General features: G+C 55.0%; 14 protein-coding genes and 1 other annotated feature. Of the genes, 5 read left to right on the top strand and 9 right to left on the bottom strand.

The genetic code is table 11. The features are described from left to right. Positions 1 to 11: 11 nt before the first annotated feature. Positions 12 to 1,388, bottom strand: coding sequence for an MFS transporter (locus C8D90_RS14920; RefSeq protein WP_115459264.1), 1,377 nt, complete (start codon positions 1,386 to 1,388; stop codon positions 12 to 14). A 59-nt stretch (positions 1,389 to 1,447) separates the two neighbouring features. Beyond that, entirely contained in the window at positions 1,448 to 2,524 is a 1,077-nt protein-coding gene (locus tag C8D90_RS14915) for a zinc-binding dehydrogenase (protein WP_115459263.1), read from the bottom strand. A gap of 396 nt (positions 2,525 to 2,920) precedes the next feature. On the opposite strand from C8D90_RS14915, the gene C8D90_RS14905 reads away from it, so the two are divergent. Next, positions 2,921 to 4,618 (top strand): NAD-dependent malic enzyme, encoded by a 1,698-nt coding sequence (locus C8D90_RS14905; protein WP_115459261.1) that lies wholly within the window; start codon positions 2,921 to 2,923, stop codon positions 4,616 to 4,618. Between the two features lie 147 nt (positions 4,619 to 4,765). Beyond that, on the top strand, positions 4,766 to 5,500 hold the full coding sequence (gene sanA / locus C8D90_RS14900) for an outer membrane permeability protein SanA (protein WP_115459260.1): 735 nt from the start codon (positions 4,766 to 4,768) through the stop codon (positions 5,498 to 5,500). Between the two features lie 66 nt (positions 5,501 to 5,566). On the opposite strand, the gene C8D90_RS14895 is transcribed toward sanA, so the two are convergent. From C8D90_RS14895 to C8D90_RS14885, 3 genes are read right to left on the bottom strand one after another with little or no spacing between them, the layout of a single operon-like run. Beyond that, positions 5,567 to 6,889 carry a c-type cytochrome gene (locus tag C8D90_RS14895; protein WP_196238517.1) on the bottom strand — a complete coding sequence of 441 codons (1,323 nt, stop codon included), beginning with the start codon at positions 6,887 to 6,889 and terminating at the stop codon, positions 5,567 to 5,569. Positions 6,890 to 6,898: 9 nt separating this feature from the next. Further along, positions 6,899 to 8,683: a GMC family oxidoreductase gene (locus tag C8D90_RS14890; RefSeq protein ID WP_115459259.1), complete on the bottom strand. Its 1,785-nt coding sequence runs from the start codon at positions 8,681 to 8,683 to the stop codon at positions 6,899 to 6,901. Positions 8,684 to 8,686: 3 nt separating this feature from the next. Next, positions 8,687 to 9,424: a gluconate 2-dehydrogenase subunit 3 family protein gene (locus C8D90_RS14885; RefSeq protein ID WP_115459487.1), complete on the bottom strand. Its 738-nt coding sequence runs from the start codon at positions 9,422 to 9,424 to the stop codon at positions 8,687 to 8,689. Positions 9,425 to 9,855: 431 nt separating this feature from the next. Between C8D90_RS14885 and C8D90_RS14880 the strand changes: the two genes are divergently transcribed. Further along, on the top strand, positions 9,856 to 10,308 hold the full coding sequence (locus C8D90_RS14880) for a hypothetical protein (protein WP_147291371.1): 453 nt from the start codon (positions 9,856 to 9,858) through the stop codon (positions 10,306 to 10,308). A gap of 83 nt (positions 10,309 to 10,391) precedes the next feature. On the opposite strand, the gene C8D90_RS14875 is transcribed toward C8D90_RS14880, so the two are convergent. From C8D90_RS14875 to C8D90_RS14865, 3 genes are all read right to left on the bottom strand, one after another. Beyond that, positions 10,392 to 11,663 (bottom strand): RidA family protein, encoded by a 1,272-nt coding sequence (locus tag C8D90_RS14875; protein WP_115459257.1) that lies wholly within the window; start codon positions 11,661 to 11,663, stop codon positions 10,392 to 10,394. A gap of 421 nt (positions 11,664 to 12,084) precedes the next feature. Continuing rightward, complete coding sequence (locus C8D90_RS14870) at positions 12,085 to 12,486, bottom strand: hypothetical protein (protein ID WP_115459256.1); 402 nt, start codon at positions 12,484 to 12,486, stop codon at positions 12,085 to 12,087. Then, positions 12,483 to 13,142: a hypothetical protein gene (locus tag C8D90_RS14865; protein WP_115459255.1), complete on the bottom strand. Its 660-nt coding sequence runs from the start codon at positions 13,140 to 13,142 to the stop codon at positions 12,483 to 12,485. The genes C8D90_RS14870 and C8D90_RS14865 overlap by 4 nt, the downstream gene beginning before the upstream one ends. 299 nt (positions 13,143 to 13,441) lie before the next feature. On the opposite strand from C8D90_RS14865, the gene rimO reads away from it, so the two are divergent. Beyond that, positions 13,442 to 14,752 carry a 30S ribosomal protein S12 methylthiotransferase RimO gene (gene rimO, locus C8D90_RS14860; RefSeq protein ID WP_115459254.1) on the top strand — a complete coding sequence of 437 codons (1,311 nt, stop codon included), beginning with the start codon at positions 13,442 to 13,444 and terminating at the stop codon, positions 14,750 to 14,752. Positions 14,753 to 14,810: 58 nt separating this feature from the next. On the opposite strand, the gene C8D90_RS14855 is transcribed toward rimO, so the two are convergent. Next, positions 14,811 to 15,638 (bottom strand): SDR family oxidoreductase, encoded by an 828-nt coding sequence (locus C8D90_RS14855; protein ID WP_115459253.1) that lies wholly within the window; start codon positions 15,636 to 15,638, stop codon positions 14,811 to 14,813. Between the two features lie 315 nt (positions 15,639 to 15,953). Beyond that, positions 15,954 to 16,085, top strand: a sequence feature (His leader region). Positions 16,086 to 16,154: 69 nt separating this feature from the next. On the opposite strand from C8D90_RS14855, the gene hisG reads away from it, so the two are divergent. Then, positions 16,155 to 17,054, top strand: coding sequence for an ATP phosphoribosyltransferase (gene hisG, locus C8D90_RS14850; protein WP_115459252.1), 900 nt, complete (start codon positions 16,155 to 16,157; stop codon positions 17,052 to 17,054). Positions 17,055 to 17,060: the final 6 nt, after the last annotated feature.

Genomic DNA, 17,060 nt, shown 5'->3' with positions numbered 1-17,060 from the left:
ACAGTTATCCGTTATTTCCCGGCAACGACACCCTGGGCGATGCTCTCTACGGAGGCCCCTTTGGTTTCAATACCGATAAAGAATATGGCAGCGGCGACGATGACGGAGACGGTGCCAAGCAGCGCGAACACCCCCGGTGCGCCGTAACCGTCCAGCAGCACGGCGACGGCATATGGCGCGGCGATACCGCTGATGCGCCCGACGGCGTTCGCCAGCCCCGCGCCTCTCAGCTTGGCTTCGGTCGGCCAGATTTCGGGAACATACACCGCCGAGGCATAGCAGACATACATATAAACGAAGGTAATCAGAAAGAACCCGATTAACGAAATCATAAACATGCTGCTTTGCAGGGAATAAACATAGCCCAGGGCGGCAATAAGCAGCAGCAGTCCGATTCCCATCGCTTTACGGGAAATTTTGTCCATGATCAGCATGGCGATAAAAATGCCGAACGGTGCGCCAAACATGCTCATCGTATTCAGCACAATGGAATCTTTTAAATTAATTCCCTGTGTCATGAAAATGGTCGGCAGCCAGTTAATCAGCGTGTATTGCACCACGTTCATGGCAATCAGAACGAACGAGCCCAGGATAACCCTTTTCAGCAGCGCGCCTTTGAGCAGGGCGGAATAAGGCACGCTGCGCGGCGGCGTCTGTGTGACGTTCATCACCGGCGATAATGCTTTCCCCGTGCTTTCGGCAACCTTCTTTTCAATCTCCGCCATCACCGCTTCCGCTTCTGCATAACGCCCCTGCGTTTCAAGCCAGCGGGGAGATTCCGGAAACTTTTTATACGCGATATAAGTGGCGATCACGGACAGCACGGCGGGAATTAATAACTGCACGCGCCAGTTCCATTCGGCGGAAATCCACATCGTCAGCATCATCGCAATTAACGAACAGACGGGATAAGACCAGTTACCGATAAATGAAACCCGGCTCGACCAGGTTCCCCGGTTGCGCCCCGGCATATATTCCGTAAAGCCGGCGAACAACGTCACTAATAATGCGCCCAGCCCGAAGCCCATCACGAAACGGGCGCCGATCAGGAAATCCATATTGGGCGAAAACGCCCCCGCGACCATCGCGGCAATATGAATCAGTTCATACAGAATGAACCCGTTGCGCCTGCCGATTTTATCGCCGATGATGCCGCCGATCAGCGCACCGGCGAACATGCCCGCCGTCGTGATGGCGGAAAACGCCGCACTGGTACTGTTATCGGTCCATCCCAGTTCTTTCAGTTGCGCGAGGATCAGCCCCCCGACCGCGTTGCTCCAGCAGACCAGCAACCCGAACGCCACCATACCGAACATACTGTAATGCCAGCTGCTGTCCGGCAGGCGGTCGAGCCTGGCGCCGCAGTTGGGCTTTTGTGTTTGTTCCATGACATTTGCTTCCTTCTTTACGGTGTGCTTCCTTCTTTGCAGAAGTCTTTCCGGCGTTTTTATTCGTCGAAGTCGTAAGTCATGATGACTTTGATGGCGCTTTTATCCGCCATGGCATCAAACCCTTTTTCCCACTGAGAAAGGCCGATGCGGTGCGTGATCATCGGCTGCACCTGAATCGCACCTGAGGCGAGCAGCCTGATGGCGTGACGCCAGGAGGTGGAGTCATAGGCCATATGGCCGATGATGCTTTTGTTCCAGGCGGTAATGTCATTGATGGAGAAGTCCAGCGGGCTGAACCCCATGCCGACGCGCACGACCTCGCCGTTGGGGCGCAGCATTTCGATCGCCTGCTTGAGCGCGATGTTGGCGCCGGAGCATTCGATAACCAGCCCCAGGTTGTCCTTGCCGCATATTTGCCGGCAGGTGGCGACCACGTCTTCCTTCGACGCATTGACCGTTGCCGTTGCTCCCAGTGCTTTCGCCACGCCGAAGCGCACCCGGACGTCATCATCCAGGCCGACGACCACGATATTGACCGCGCCCATGATGCGGGCCATCTGTACGGAAAACAGCCCCAGCGGCCCGGTGCCGATCACGACCACGTCCTGTCCCGGCAAAAACTTCGACTGCTGGGCTATCGACTTGTAGGCATTACAGATGGGGTCCAGCACCGCAGCCTCTTCATACTTCACGTTGGCGGGAATTTCCCACAGGGCGTGGCGGTGAATTTTGAGGATTTCACCGGGGATCAGGCAGTATTTGGAAAAACCGCCGCCCCAGGTGTTGTTATCCAGCCCGAGATTCACTTTTTCTGCACAACACAGAAAATCACCCTGTTCGCAGGCCGGACATACGCCGCACACATGACCGCTGTTGTCGGAAACCACGCGCTGCCCGACCTTCCAGTCTTTTACGTTCTGCCCGACGCTGACGATCTCGCCGGCGAATTCATGCCCGCGCACGGAGTTCAGCTCATCAGATCCGTTCTCGACCTTGTAGTGCTTCATATCAGCCCCGCAGATTGCCGCTGCCTTAATCTCGACGACCACGTCATCAGGCCCGCATACCGGCTCAGGGATATCAATCATCTTGTAACCGCCGAATGGCTTTCCGAACCGCGCCAACGCTTTCATAGAATTTCTCCTGGTGGTTATTTTTGATTCACTGAGCACAATAATTCTACACACGCATTTTGAAGTCAACGATAAATCTGTGAAACACAGATTTAAGTGTAAGATAGGCTAACCAGATCACAAAAATTCATGATGAAGGTAAATTGAATAATAATTAAATCAATGAATATCAACAATTTAAAAACAAAGAGAAAAATCAGGATGAAATGTGGATTTTCCAAACAAAGAAAAGATATCGGGAAAGCGGGATCTTCCCCGGCAAAATCACCGGCATCTTCTGAAAGATAAAGTGATATTCGTGAATAAGCGTTGAACAACCTCGTAGTATCTCTTACGATCCCCCCGCCATACCTGCATGGCAGACCATAAACCGATAAAATAAAAAGAGTGTCGTTCATGGAACTGGAATACGAAAGTAAACGCCCTTTGTACATCCCCTACGCCGGCCCGATCCTGCTTGAGTTTCCCCTGCTGAACAAGGGAAGCGCCTTCACCGAAGAGGAGCGCAGCAACTTTAACCTGCACGGGTTGCTGCCTGAAGCGGTGGAAACCATCGAGGAACAGACCGAACGCGCTTATCGTCAGTATCTCGACTTCAAAAGCGACAGCGACAAGCACATTTACCTGCGCAACATTCAGGACACCAACGAAACCCTGTTCTACCGCCTGCTGGACGCTCACCTGAGCGAAATGATGCCCATCATCTATACCCCGACGGTGGGCGAAGCCTGCGAGCATTTCTCTGACATTTACCGCCGTGCGCGCGGTCTGTTCATCTCCTACCCCAACCGCGACCGCATCGACGACATGCTGCAAAACGCCACCAAGCAGAACGTGAAGGTAATTGTGGTGACCGACGGCGAGCGCATTCTCGGACTGGGCGATCAGGGCATCGGCGGAATGGGCATTCCTATCGGCAAGCTTTCCCTGTATACCTCCTGCGGCGGCATCAGCCCGGCCTATACCCTGCCGGTGGTGCTGGATGTCGGCACCAACAACCCGCAGCGCCTGAACGATCCGCTGTATATGGGCTGGCGTCACCCGCGCATTTCCGGCGACGAATACTATGCCTTCGTTGACGAATTCATTCAGGCGGTGAAGCGCCGCTGGCCTAACGTCCTGTTGCAGTTCGAAGATTTCGCGCAGAAAAACGCCATGCCGTTGCTCACCCGCTACCGCGACGAACTGTGCTGCTTCAATGACGACATTCAGGGCACCGCCGCCGTCACGCTGGGCAGCCTGATTGCCGCCAGCCACGCCGCCGGCAGCAAGCTGAGCGAGCAAACCATCACCTTCCTGGGCGCCGGGTCCGCCGGTTGCGGCATCGCCGAGCAGATCATCGCCCAGATGAAGGCCGAGGGGCTGAGCGATGAAGAAGCCCGCGCGCGCATCTTTATGGTTGACCGCTTCGGCCTGTTGACCGACAAGCTGCCCAACCTGCTCGACTTCCAGAGCAAGCTGGTGCAAAAGAGCGAGGCGCTCAGCCACTGGCAGGTAGCCAGCGACGCCATTTCGCTGCTGGAAGTGGTGCACAACGCCAAACCCACGGTGCTGATCGGCGTTTCCGGCCAGCCGGGGCTGTTCACCGAAGAGATCATCCGCGAGATGCACAGCCACTGCCCGCGCCCCATCGTGATGCCGCTGTCCAACCCGACATCGCGGGTGGAAGCGCGCCCGGAGGACATTATCACCTGGACCGACGGCGCGGCGCTGGTCGCGACCGGCAGCCCGTTCACACCGGTGGTCTACAAAGACCGTCAGTATCCGATCGCCCAGTGCAATAACTCCTACATCTTCCCCGGCATCGGGCTGGGCGTACTGGCCTCCGGCGCCAAACGCGTCACCGACGGCATGCTGATGGCGGCCAGCCGCGCGCTGGCGTCATGTTCCCCGCTGGCGCAGGAAGGTCAGGGCGCTTTGCTGCCCGACGTTAATGACATTCAGCGCGTGTCGCGCATCATTGCGTTCCAGGTCGCCAAAGAAGCGCAGCTGCAGGGCGTGGCGGTGCTGACCTCCGATGAAGCGTTGCAGCAGGCGATTGAAAATAACTTCTGGCAGCCGCAGTACCGGGTCTACAAGCGAACATCCTTCTGATCCGCCGAAAAAAGGCGCCGGACTATCCGGCGCCTAAATTTTCATCAGCCAGATACCGATCCCCCTGCCAATATCTTGCTTCACCGGAGCGGGTAAAGTAGCCTCAGCATAATAATGGATTTACTGGCATCTGGCGGACCCCGACTTATGTGGAAAAAAGCAATTTACGGTTTATTGATCGTCGCTCTCCTGCTGACGGTGGCCGCTATTGCATTGGACCGCTGGATAAGCTGGAAAACCGCGCCGTTCATTTACGAAGACGTTCAGGATCTGCCCCACCGCCAGGTCGGCGTGGTGCTCGGCACCGCCAAATACGTCGCCGCCGGCCGGATCAACCAGTATTACCGTTACCGCATTCAGGGCGCGCAAAACGCCTATAACAGCAATAAGGTCAGCTACCTGCTGCTGAGCGGCGACAATGCGCTGCAAAGTTACAACGAGCCTGTCACCATGCGCCGCGACCTGATCGATGCCGGCGTCCCCAACGGCGACATCGTGCTCGACTACGCCGGATTCCGTACCCTTGACTCCATCGTCCGCACCCGCAAAGTGTTCGACACCAACGATTTCACCATTATCACCCAGCGTTTCCACTGTGAACGCGCGCTGTTCATCGCTATGCATATGGGCATTCAGGCGCAGTGCCTGGCAGTGCCTTCGCCGAAGAACATGATGATGGTGAGGATGCGGGAAATCGTGGCGCGCGTGGGCGCATTAACCGATCTGTATATCCTGAAGCGCCAGCCGCGCTTTCTCGGGCCGATGATCCCCATTCCGCCGGTGCATAAGGTTGCGACGGACGCGCAGAGTTACCCCGCCGTAACGCCGGAGCAGTTAAATGAGATGGAAAAAAGGCTCGGGCAGGAAAAAAGCCAGGAGTAAATCGTTCACCGGCGGGAAATCCCTTCCCGCCGTACGTGCTGTCTGACGGCGCCGGGCCGTCCGTTCTCAAGGCGCCAGCTTACCGATGTCCGCGCTGCCCAGCAGTTTGGGGTCCGGAATTAATTCCTTATCTTCACGGACTTCCGCCACGTCTTTTGCCGTGACGGCCGGTGCGCTGTTGCCCCAGCTGGAGCGGATGAAGTTGACGACGTCCGCGACCTGCTGGTCATTCAAACGCCAGCCGAACGGCGGCATCGTAATGGAAGACGGCGCGCCCCGTACGCCCGGCAGCGTATTGCCGGTCAGCACGATGTGAATCAACGAGGTAGCATCGTCGCTCATCACCACCGGATTGCCGCGCAGTTCCGGGAAGAAACGGGCATAACCGCTGCCGTCGGTGCGGTGACAGGCGGCACAGTTGTCGACGTACAGCGCCGCGCCTGGTTTGCTGTCGTCGCCCTTCCACAACGCTTTGGCTACGCTGTCATCTTCCTTGAACGGCGTTTGGTTTTTATCCACCGCCGGCAGGGATTTCAGGTAGCGGGCGATGGCAGCGGCGTCGTCCGGCGTCAGGTATTGCAGGCTGTGTTCCACAACGTCGGTCATGCCGCCAAACACTGCCGTTTTGTGGTTGCGGCCGGTGCGCAGAAACTCTGTCAGATCCTGTTCGCTCCAGCTTCCCAGGCCATCGCGGAAGTCGCCGCGCAGGTTGGTGGCGATCCAGCCGTCTATCGGCGCGCTGCCGGACAAGTATTCACTCCCTTCGCCGTCATTCAGCGCCTTCTCCTGCATGGTGATGCTGCGCGGCGTATGGCAGGCGCCGCAGTGCCCCAGCCCTTCAACCAGGTAGCGACCGCGCGCCAGCACCGCATCTTCGCCCTGCGCCGGTTTGAAGTCGCGCACGTCCGGCGCAAACATCCCGCGCCAAATCGCCAGCGGCCAGCGCATAGACAGCGGCCACGGAATATCGCTCTCTTTGTTGGCCTGCTCCACCGGCTTCACGCCATTCATGAAGTAGGCATACAGGGCGCGCATGTCCGTTTCGGTCACCACCGAGTAGGAAGGGTACGGCATGGCCGGGTACAGGGTGTCGCCGTTTTTGGCGATACCGTGACGCACGGCGTTGTCGAAGTCCTCAAAGGTGTACTCGCCGATGCCGGTTTTCTTGTCCGGCGTAATGTTGGTGGAATAAATCGTACCGATCGGCGTCGCCATCGGCAGCCCGCCGGCAAACGCCGTGCCGCCCTTGCTGGTATGGCAGGCCACGCAGTCGCCGGCGCGCGCCAGATACTCGCCGCGCTTGATCAGATCAACGCCGGCGGAATCCTGCGCCATCGCATTAACGCTCAGCGCCCCCAGCAGCAGGGCGGGAATTGTATATTTCATCATCGTCATTCCTTATGCCTGCACCAACGGACCCGGACTTTTCAGGTATTGATCACGGATGGCGCGCGCCGACCAGTACGTCAGCGCCGCCAGCGTGCCGGTCGGGTTATAACCCAGCCCCTGCGGGAACGCCGACGCGCCGGGAACGAAGACGTTAGGCACGTCCCAGCTTTGCAGATAACGGTTTACTGCGCTGGTTTTGGGATCTTCCCCCATGATCGCCCCGCCGTTCATATGCGTGGTCTGATACACCGTGGTGTCGAAATGCGTGCCCGGCATTTTGGGCGAGCCGCTGATGGCGACCGGATTCATCGCCTCCGCGATCTTGTGCATTTTTTCGTGCATAAACTGCGACATGCGGATGTCGTTGTCCTGCCAGTCGAAGGTCATGCGCAGCAGCGGCTGACCGTAAACGTCTTTATAGTTAGGGTCGAGATCCAGATAGTTCGCACGGTATGACTGGTGCGCGCCGTGGGCGTCCATGGAGACATGGTGGGTGTAAACGTCAGCCACCTCTGCTTTCCATTTGCTGCCCCAGGCCGGCGTGCCCGGACGGGTCGGCAGGCCGGAAATCGGCTTGGTGCCCGCCTGGTTGACCCAGAATGGCGAGCCGCCGACAAAGCCGTAACGCGCGTGATCGAAGTTGTCGCCGTTGAAATCATCAACCCCGACGCCCGCGCCGCCCGCGCCGATAAAGGTGTTGGTGTATACGTCTTTATTGAAGAACGCCTTGATGGTGGAAATGTTCTGGTAAGCGAAGTTACGCCCGACCACGCCTTCGTTGGTCACCGGGTCGTAAGGCTTGCCGATGCCCGACAGCAGCATCAGGTGGACGTTATGGAACTGGAACGCAGCCAGAATCACCAGATCCGCCGGCTGCTCCACTTCCCGCCCCTGCGCATCGATGTAGGTAACACCGGTCGCGCGCTTCTTGTCGTCCGTCAGATTAACGCGCAGCACGTGAGAATTGGCGCGCAGCTCAAACTTCGGCTCCTGGCGCAGCGCCGGCCAGATATTCACGTTCGGCGATGCCTTGGAATACATGTAACAGGCGTAACCGCTGCAATAGCCGCAGAAGTTACACGGCCCCATCTGTGCGCCGTACGGGTTGGTGTATGGGCCGGAAGTGTTGGCCGACGGCAGGTCGTAAGGATGATAGCCGACCGACTCCGCCGCTTTGGAGAATAGCTGGGCCGAGAAGGTACGTTTTTGCGCCGGCAGCGGGAAGTCGTCAGAACGATCCGGCGCGAACGGGTTGCCGCCCTTGCCTTTGCCCACCACCTGGCCTTTCACGCTCCACGCGGTGCCGGAAGTGCCGAACACTTTCTCCGCCTTGTCGAAGAAGGGTTCAAGTTCTTCGTAGGTCACGCCGAAATCCTGGATAGTCATGCCTTCCGGAATAAAGTTTTTGCCGTAGCGTTCTTCATAGTGGCTGCGCATACGCAGTTCCATCGGATCGATACGGAAGTGTACGCCGGACCAGTGCAGCCCGGCGCCGCCGGTGCCGGTGCCGGGCAGAAACGCCGCCAGCTGCCGGTACGGCACGGCGGTTTGCGCCACATTGTGACGAATGGTGACCGTGCTTTTGGACAGATCCTGGAACAGCTTGCGCCGGATGTTGTAGGTCAGCTCGTCGATCACCTGCGGGTAAGCGCCGTCAGGATAAGTATCACGCAGCGGGCCGCGTTCCAGCGCGACCACGTTCAGCCCCGCCTCGGTCAGTTCCTTCGCCATAATGGCGCCCGCCCAGCCGAATCCGACGATCACGGCATCCGCTTTTTTCATTGTCGTCGCCATGAGTTATCCCCTCTCTCCGCGAATGGAAACCGGCGGAAAAGGATAGCGTTCCCCCCGCTCTACCCAGTCCATAAAATCGGCGCGTGCGCCGGGGAAGTTGATCAGTTTCCAGCCCACCATCCCCTGATTGCCGCCGTGAATCGGATCGCTGAAAAAGCCTTCGCGGGTGTTTTGCAGCAGGAAGGAGAAAAAGACCTTCGACGGCACCTGCGTAAACGCCGCTTTGCCGCCCTCCATCTGGCTCAGCAGGTCATCCTGCTTGTCCGACGGCAGTTCAGAAAACGCTTTTCCTTCCTGTGCATTGGCGAACTTATTGGCATCCTGAATGCCCAAGCGGTAGATTTCCCGCGGCGACAGCGGCAGCTGATAGCCCAGCTCCCGCTCCGCTTCCGGGTGGAACGGCCCCTGCATGTACCACTGCGCGCCCGTTGCATAAGGGGTGTTCATCTGACGATCGATAAATTCCGGCACGCCCGCTTCCAGCGCGCCCGGACCGCGTGCGTCATTAGGGATCAACCGGGCCACTGCCGCTTTGAGAAAGGTAAACTCTTCCGCGGTGAAAAAGGCCGGCGTGTATTCTTTCGCTGTCTGCGGCGGGGTTTTGCTGTCAGATTGCGCAATGGCGCCGGAAGACGCCGTCAACGCACCGATTCCCGTGCTGCCGATAGCCACTGCCGGCACCAGGGTAATGGTTTTCAGAAGGAATTCCCGACGGGAATTACCACTAGATTGATTTGCCATAACATTGCCCATCTCACAAAAAATTATCACACATTTAACACTATTCCCCTGATTAATGTGTTGAATTGAAACATTCAGTTACTTGTTAAATTAACCAGAAACACTGATGGATTGGGGAATCAGCGCACTTTGTTACCGGTAACTATCTGATATTTTTGCAGGACTCTCGCCACGCATTCTTTGCCAATGGCAAAAAGCGGATAGCACGATTTGCCCGATGAGTGAGTGAAAAAACACCAGCCTGACAACGAATACGCTGTTAAAAGCATAGTCAACAATTCATCTTTGCGGTGATACATGACGTAATTAAGAAATGGCGCAAAGCAGACAGGAAAATTCGGATTGATTCCGGAGAGATGGCCTATGTGCTTGTTTACGACGGAGTAAGCGATTACAGTGCTGCCAACGGATCTGTTGATAAGGATATTCTCATGCGAGTTATGAATGTATTGCCGCTCGTACTCGGCTTAGCCCTCTCCGCTCAGGCACTTGCCGCCAAGCCGGAAATCCGCCCCCTGCCGAGCCAAAACCGTTGCGTCGCAATGCTGCCCTCCAGCGTACCCGCCGTGATTCTGATGGTAGTGAAAGATAAAAGCAGCGGCTTACAGGTGATGATGTTCTCTTCCGTCTTCGATCAGTTGAAAGGGAAAGAGGTCGGCGGTGAAATCAGCTGGAGCAAAGCGGAAACTATCAACGGTTCCTTTACCTTCAACGGACCCGCCGTAACCTTACCGATGGAGAAAAAAGAATTTTTCGCCAAAACCGCGCAGGGAAAAACGCTGACGGTGAAGCTGTCTGAACCGGCTGGACAGACGATTAAGTTTGATTTGCGCGACGCCAAAAGTATCAATAAAGATCTGGATGAGTGTTTGAGTAAGTTTTAAAAAGGAAGTTGGCAGTAATACGCAACTTCCTTTTCCGCGATCGGCCTCCGCCGTTATGTACCTACCCTCATAACGTTTAAATATTACGCCTCCGGCGGCGTGCCTTCCGCGTTGGATACCACAGCATCAATCTGGATTAACGCATCGCCGGGTAACGCCGACACGCCGACAACCCGGCGTGCAGGAACGCCGCCCGGAAAGAAGGTCGTGTAAACCTCATCCACGGCGGCAATATCGGCAATATTTTTCAGGAAGATATTAACCTTGACCACATCGGCCATGGCGTGATCGATGCTTTCCACAATTTCCTTCATATTTTGTAAGCACTGCCCGGTTTGCTCTTTAATACCCATCGCAACGATCTTGCCCGATTTGGGGTCAAGCGGCAGCTGTGCGGAAAGGTGGTTGTAATGAGAAAACGCGACGGTTTGCGTCGATAAGGAACATTTGGGCGCTTTCGGGGTATTGGCGGGTTTGATAATCAGCCCGTGACGATCTTCAACCAACTGTGGCGGCGTGCCATCGCCATGGGAAACCACCGCCTCAATTTGCACCAGCGCATCCATGGGCAACGCAGCAGCAGCAATTACCGTGCGTGCGGGAAGATACCCCAGGGTTCTGGCAACGCCGGAATCCGGGAAAAACGTGGTGTATACCTGGTTTACGGCGTCAATATCCGCAAGATCCTTAAGGAAAATGTTAATTTTAACAATGTCATCAAGAGGAACGTCGATACTTGCCAGGATAGCCTTAATATTTTTCAGGCACTGCGCCGCCTGCGCTTTTACTCCTCCTTCAACCACCCTGCCCGTTTGGGGATCAACCGGCAACTGCGCTGAAATATTATTATAGTGGGAGAAAGAGACCGTCTGCGCGGACAACGGGCTGAGTGGCGCATTTATCGTATTATTTATCAGCTTAATCAGATCGCCTGCCTGCGGCGCGTCCGGAATCGTCCCTTCTCCGTTTGAAATCAACGCCTCTACCTGCACCAAAGCCCCCATCGGCAAATCCGCCACGGCGGCTGTCGTCCGTGCCGGGACATAGGTAGGGAAAAAGGTTTTATAGACTTCATCAACGGCATCAACATCTTTAATGTTCTTAACAAATACGGTGATTCGAATCACATCGCTCATCACATGGCCGATACTCTCCACGATGGCGTTAATATTGTTAAAACACTGTTCAGCCTGCTTTTTGACGCCGCCTGCCACCAACTTGCCTGATGTTGGATCAATCGGTAATTGTGCTGAGAAATTATTATAATGAGAAAAAGCGACGGTTTGTGAGCAAATCCCTGTATTACGCGGCGCTTTTTCCGTATTCCTTGCTAAGACGGCGTTGTAGCCTCTCATAATGATATTTCCTTGAATCAGAGTTTAATGAATCGCATGATAAAATGAGCGCTATCCCAATAACCGGGATGTTATGCGGGTGTCCCCGGCGTTGTAATATGCACAATGCAGGCCATTAATTCTGACGCGCTGATATCAGGTTCTGAACCCGTCTCCTCCCGCAGTAACGGTTCCAAAACAGAATCAGGGTTATTGAGGTATAAACAAGAGGTTACGGAATGATGCCAAACCTACCGGCGCTTCCTCCGCAGGCTTATCGTGATGATCTTACCCTGCAGCAGTGGATGCGTGACTCAGTGAGTCGATGCTCAACCAGAGATTCAGTTCCACACACTTTCGAAATTTGCATTTTTTGTTCTCTCCCCCGCTCTCCGGTTTAGTCCGATACCGGGAAAAGATGGGAGCCATAATATATCAGCGATCACTTATCAAAGATGACACTAACACATGACGCCCAGTAGACACCGCTGCCATTAACGACATAAAAGACAGACTCTGACTGTTCATCCTCCGGGGAGTAATCATATTTCATTGGAATAGAGAGTTTACTCGCATATGCCTGCAATGTTTCGTATGCCTTTTCTTTATTCCCGACGTTACAAAATCGAATGATACTGCTCGAAGATTTCCGATCAACGCCTTCAGGCACATACTCAAAATGATATTCATCAGAAATACGGGGAATATTTTTTATCTCTGAAGGTGTAAAAAAATTATATCTGATAAAGTCACTTTCACGATAATTCATTTCGGGTATAAAAAACACAGAAACCCAGCCTATAAGGATTAACACCATGAAACCCGCTAAGATTTTCCTAATCATTTTATGTACAAACCTCCCATAAACCTGTCAATATTTCTGATTAAAACTTTATCTTTTAACGCCATGTTTAAGGGGTAGGGTTTGATTGATGACATATAAAAAGGAAGCGGTTTGCTATAAGGTCGGGCATTGTTAGGGAAGCGTTCTGGATCAGGAAAGATCAAAGGCTTCAGTTCACTGTTTTTATACTTCCCCACATCGCCATAATAATCCCATATTTTATATGAATAATCTTTTCCCTTAGGTTTAATCAACGTCATATAATCTCGGGGTATAAGTGTTTTGTAAAACCCCAGCAGATTGGAAATTAAATCCTCACAGCTAAAACCACTATTTAAGAAAAGATTGGATTGCAGCGTTTCAAAGCGCAGAGACGTATGATACATAATCGTCATCGCAAGTGACTGTTTCATATTCAGTGGCAGTCCTCTTTTTACAAACCACTGCGTTTGAACTCCACTGGCAACACGATACTTAGACATACTTTGAACGTAATTTACAGAGAAATACCCTTTAAGCAAAGCGTACTCTTTTTCTTCAGTAAATTGTCGCCATAACAATCTGGCGTCATCACCTTTGGCATGGCCTTGATCGATCCATCCCAAATCCTGCGTGTATATGAGATTGCCTCTTTCGATACTAATTCTGCTGGTCATTCCATTTACCTTTGCATATGTACCGTATACAGAAGGAAAAAATTTCATGGCTGATATTATCAGAAGAACTGGCGCTTTGCTCTACTTGCATAAATAAGCTGGCTAAAAGCCCTCACGACAGAATCTGTAATATCAATAAGATCCACCCCAAACCCAGGACAAGCGGCCTTGCAGCTCCGAACGTTCATCAACTGCATCACTCTTTTGGGCTGCTCTTCCGATGACCGCCTGATATGGCTGTACCACTGAACCCTGTGTATACTCTCCCGATCCCTGAGCAATGCATTGTACGAAGATAAATGACTAAGATTGGATTTATATCATTGGGCTGCCCGAAAAACCTGGTGGACTCCGAACGCATCCTGACGGAACTGCGCACCGAAGGTTATCAGGTCGTGCCCCGTTACGACGACGCCGAACTGGTGATCGTCAACACCTGCGGCTTTATCGACAGCGCGGTGCAAGAGTCGCTGGAAGCTATCGGCGAAGCCCTGAACGAAAACGGCAAGGTGATCGTCACCGGTTGCCTGGGCGCCAAAGAGAACCAAATTCGCGAAGTACATCCCAAAGTGCTGGAAATCACCGGTCCGCACAGCTATGAGCAGGTGCTGAACCATGTTCATCAATACGTGCCCAAGCCGGAACACAACCCGTTCACCAGCCTGGTGCCGGCGCAGGGCGTGAAGTTAACGCCGCGTCACTACGCTTACCTGAAAATTTCCGAAGGCTGCAACCACCGTTGCACCTTCTGCATTATTCCGTCGATGCGCGGCGATCTCGACAGTCGCCCGATCGGCTCCGTGCTGGACGAAGCCAAGCGCCTGGTCGATTCCGGGGTAAAAGAGCTGCTGGTGATCTCCCAGGACACCTCTGCTTACGGCGAAGACGTCAAACAGCGCACCGGTTTCTGGAACGGCCAGCCGGTGAAAACCAGTATGGTCAGCCTGTGCGAACAACTGGCTACGCTGGGCGTCTGGGTACGCCTGCACTACGTCTACCCTTATCCGCACGTCGATGACGTCATCCCGCTGATGGCCGCAGGGAAAGTGCTGCCCTACCTGGACATTCCCCTGCAACACGCCAGCCCGCGCATTCTTAAGCTGATGAAGCGCCCTGGCGCAGTGGAACGCACGCTGGAGCGCATCAAGCGCTGGCGTGAAATCTGCCCGCAGCTGACCCTGCGCTCAACCTTTATCGTCGGTTTCCCCGGTGAAACCGAGGAAGAGTTCCAGATGCTGCTCGACTTCCTGCGCGAAGCCCGTCTGGATCGCGTCGGCTGCTTCAAATACAGCCCGGTTGAAGGCGCCGCCGCCAACGCGCTGCCGGATCAGGTGCCGGAAGAGGTCAAAGAAGAGCGTTTCCATCGTTTCATGCAGCTGCAGCAGCAAATCTCCGCCGAACGCCTGCAGGAAAAAGTGGGTCATACGCTGCCGGTCATTATCGATGAAGTCGATGAAGAAGGCGCCATCGGCCGCAGCATGGCCGACGCACCGGAAATCGACGGTGTGGTTTACCTGAACGGTGAAACCGGGGTGAAAGCCGGCGACGTCATCAACGTTGTCATTGAAAATGCCGACGAATACGATCTGTGGGGCAGCCGGGTAAAATAACCCGCATCATCCTGCATTAACGCCCCGTGCGCCGGAAACCCGGCTGCGGGGCGTTTTCTTAGTTCCACGGCATGCGCGCCGGGTCCTCGTACTGATATTCGAATCCCAGCTCTTTGCAGATGCGCGATCCGTCGATCACGCAGCCTTCCGTCGCGTCATCATCCAACGCAAACTGCGGCGCCTCCAACCCCAGGGACTTCGCCAGCGGCGGATAAAAATCCCGTTTCGCCGGATGCCGGGCTGCGCATAAATTAAAGACATGCCCCCCTTTCGGCAGTTGCAACAACAGTTGGATAGCGGCCACCACGTCCGCCTGATGCACCAGATTCACGCCGTGATGCCCGTCCTTCAGCCCGCGTTTTCCCGCCAGAAAACGCCCCGGATGGCGGGATGCCCCGACCAGCCCGGCCAGGCGCAGAATATCCACCGACGTATTCGGCAGATCGTGCAGCCAGCTCTCCAGCTCCGCCAGAGTCTTGCCCGCCGCCGTAACCGGCTTCAGCGGCGAACGTTCGGTCACCGTGCCCGGCTGCTTGCCGTAAACCGACGTCGAGCTGGTAAAGATAATGCGCGGAACATAGTGCGCCAGCGCGCTGTCCACCAGCAGCTGTATCGCGTGAAAATAACGTTCCCCATCCTCCGCCCCGCGGCTGGCCGGCAGAATGATGATCAGGACGTCCACCGACAACAGTTGCACCAGGTCATCAGGCTCGCATTGCAGCTCCGGCGCCAGTAGCAGGGGGTAGCACTCGATGCCGCTCATTCTGGCCGCCTCCACGCCGTCCGGCGTCGTCTTGCTGCCAACCACATGATATCCGCGCGCCATCAGCGAAAGCGCTAACGGCATACCTAACCAACCGAGTCCGACAATGGCCACTTTTTTCATTTTTACCCCCTCGTAACCCTTTCGTTATCAGGCTACGCCAGTCCTCACCGTTATACAATTTGAGCGCTATCTATCAGGGTAAAGTATTGTCAGAGAGACTAAATTCTGCCGCTGTATTGTTTCAAAAAACCAATAACGCTCTCAAAGCGTTCCGTTTATTGAATAAATATTCATATCGCCGGGGAAAAAAGAGGTTGCCTTCAGGGTGATTTTTGGTTTAGGTTAAACCACAGACGACAGCAGGCGAAGCGCCTGCCGGAATTATCAAAGAATTCAGGAACACACAAACATGTTTATTTGCGTTCAGTTCAGCCACCATCATCACCATCATCCTGACTAGTCTTTCAGGCCGATGAGTGCTGGGAGACGGGTAACGAATCTTCCAGCGGCGCGGAACGCAGTAATCCAAGAGAGCCCCCGGAAGATATCTTCCGGGGGCTTTTTTATTGGCGCATGTTTTACATCTGATAATCAACGCCGAGCAGGCGACAGACAGGTAAAGGAAAGGGGAAGCACATGTTGGACAAAAATCGTTTACGCATCGCTATGCAAAAATCAGGTCGCCTGAGCGAGGACTCGCAGGAACTGCTGGCGCGCTGCGGTATTAAAATCAACCTGCAACAGCAGCGCCTGATCGCCTTCGCGGAAAATATGCCCATCGACATTCTGCGCGTCCGTGACGACGATATTCCCGGCCTGGTGATGGACGGCGTGGTTGACCTCGGCATCATCGGCGAAAACGTTCTGGAAGAAGAACTGCTGAACCGCCGCGCACAGGGCGAAGATCCCCGCTATTTCACCCTGCGCCGCCTCGACTTCGGCAGTTGCCGCCTGTCGCTGGCGATGCCGCTGGACGTCCCCTACGATGGCCCGCAGTGTCTCCAGGATTCCCGCATCGCCACCTCTTACCCGCACCTGCTCAAACAGTATCTCGATAAGCAAAACATCCGTTTCAAACCCTGCCTGCTCAACGGCTCGGTAGAAGTCGCGCCGCGCGCCGGGCTGGCGGATTCCATCTGCGATCTGGTCTCCACCGGCGCAACGCTGGAAGCCAACGGCCTGCGCGAAGTTGAAGTGATTTACCGCTCCAAGGCGTGCCTGATTCAGCGCGACGGCGAAATGCCTGCGGAAAAACAGCAGTTGATCGACAAGCTGATGACCCGTATTCAGGGCGTTATTCAGGCGCGCGAATCCAAATACATCATGCTGCACGCGCCGGGCGACAAACTGGATCAGATCGTTCAGTTGCTGCCGGGCGCCGAGCGCCCCACCATTCTGCCGCTGGCGGGCGATCAAAACCGCGTCGCGATGCACATGGTCAGCAGCGAAACCCTGTTCTGGGAAACAATGGAAAAACTGAAAGCGCTGGGCGCCAGCTCAATCCTGGTGTTACCGATTGAAAAGATGATGGAGTAACGCGTC

Source organism: Enterobacillus tribolii, assembly GCF_003363015.1.
Classification (GTDB): domain Bacteria; phylum Pseudomonadota; class Gammaproteobacteria; order Enterobacterales; family Enterobacteriaceae; genus Enterobacillus; species Enterobacillus tribolii.
The sequence above is the reverse complement of the archived record's forward strand: the minus strand, read 5'-3'. Positions and strand labels throughout refer to the sequence as shown.

Bases quoted from the DNA above. Each gene is read 5' to 3' on its own strand.
- C8D90_RS14920 (WP_115459264.1), bottom strand. From the start codon at position 1,388: ATGGAACAAACACAAAAGCCCAACTGCGGCGCCAGGCTCGACCGCCTG.
- C8D90_RS14915 (WP_115459263.1), bottom strand. From the start codon at position 2,524: ATGAAAGCGTTGGCGCGGTTCGGAAAGCCATTCGGCGGTTACAAGATG.
- C8D90_RS14905 (WP_115459261.1), top strand. From the start codon at position 2,921: ATGGAACTGGAATACGAAAGTAAACGCCCTTTGTACATCCCCTACGCC.
- sanA (WP_115459260.1), top strand. From the start codon at position 4,766: ATGTGGAAAAAAGCAATTTACGGTTTATTGATCGTCGCTCTCCTGCTG.
- C8D90_RS14895 (WP_196238517.1), bottom strand. From the start codon at position 6,889: ATGATGAAATATACAATTCCCGCCCTGCTGCTGGGGGCGCTGAGCGTT.
- C8D90_RS14890 (WP_115459259.1), bottom strand. From the start codon at position 8,683: ATGGCGACGACAATGAAAAAAGCGGATGCCGTGATCGTCGGATTCGGC.
- C8D90_RS14885 (WP_115459487.1), bottom strand. From the start codon at position 9,424: ATGGCAAATCAATCTAGTGGTAATTCCCGTCGGGAATTCCTTCTGAAA.
- C8D90_RS14880 (WP_147291371.1), top strand. From the start codon at position 9,856: ATGCGAGTTATGAATGTATTGCCGCTCGTACTCGGCTTAGCCCTCTCC.
- C8D90_RS14875 (WP_115459257.1), bottom strand. From the start codon at position 11,663: ATGAGAGGCTACAACGCCGTCTTAGCAAGGAATACGGAAAAAGCGCCG.
- C8D90_RS14870 (WP_115459256.1), bottom strand. From the start codon at position 12,486: ATGATTAGGAAAATCTTAGCGGGTTTCATGGTGTTAATCCTTATAGGC.
- C8D90_RS14865 (WP_115459255.1), bottom strand. From the start codon at position 13,142: ATGACCAGCAGAATTAGTATCGAAAGAGGCAATCTCATATACACGCAG.
- rimO (WP_115459254.1), top strand. From the start codon at position 13,442: ATGACTAAGATTGGATTTATATCATTGGGCTGCCCGAAAAACCTGGTG.
- C8D90_RS14855 (WP_115459253.1), bottom strand. From the start codon at position 15,638: ATGAAAAAAGTGGCCATTGTCGGACTCGGTTGGTTAGGTATGCCGTTA.
- hisG (WP_115459252.1), top strand. From the start codon at position 16,155: ATGTTGGACAAAAATCGTTTACGCATCGCTATGCAAAAATCAGGTCGC.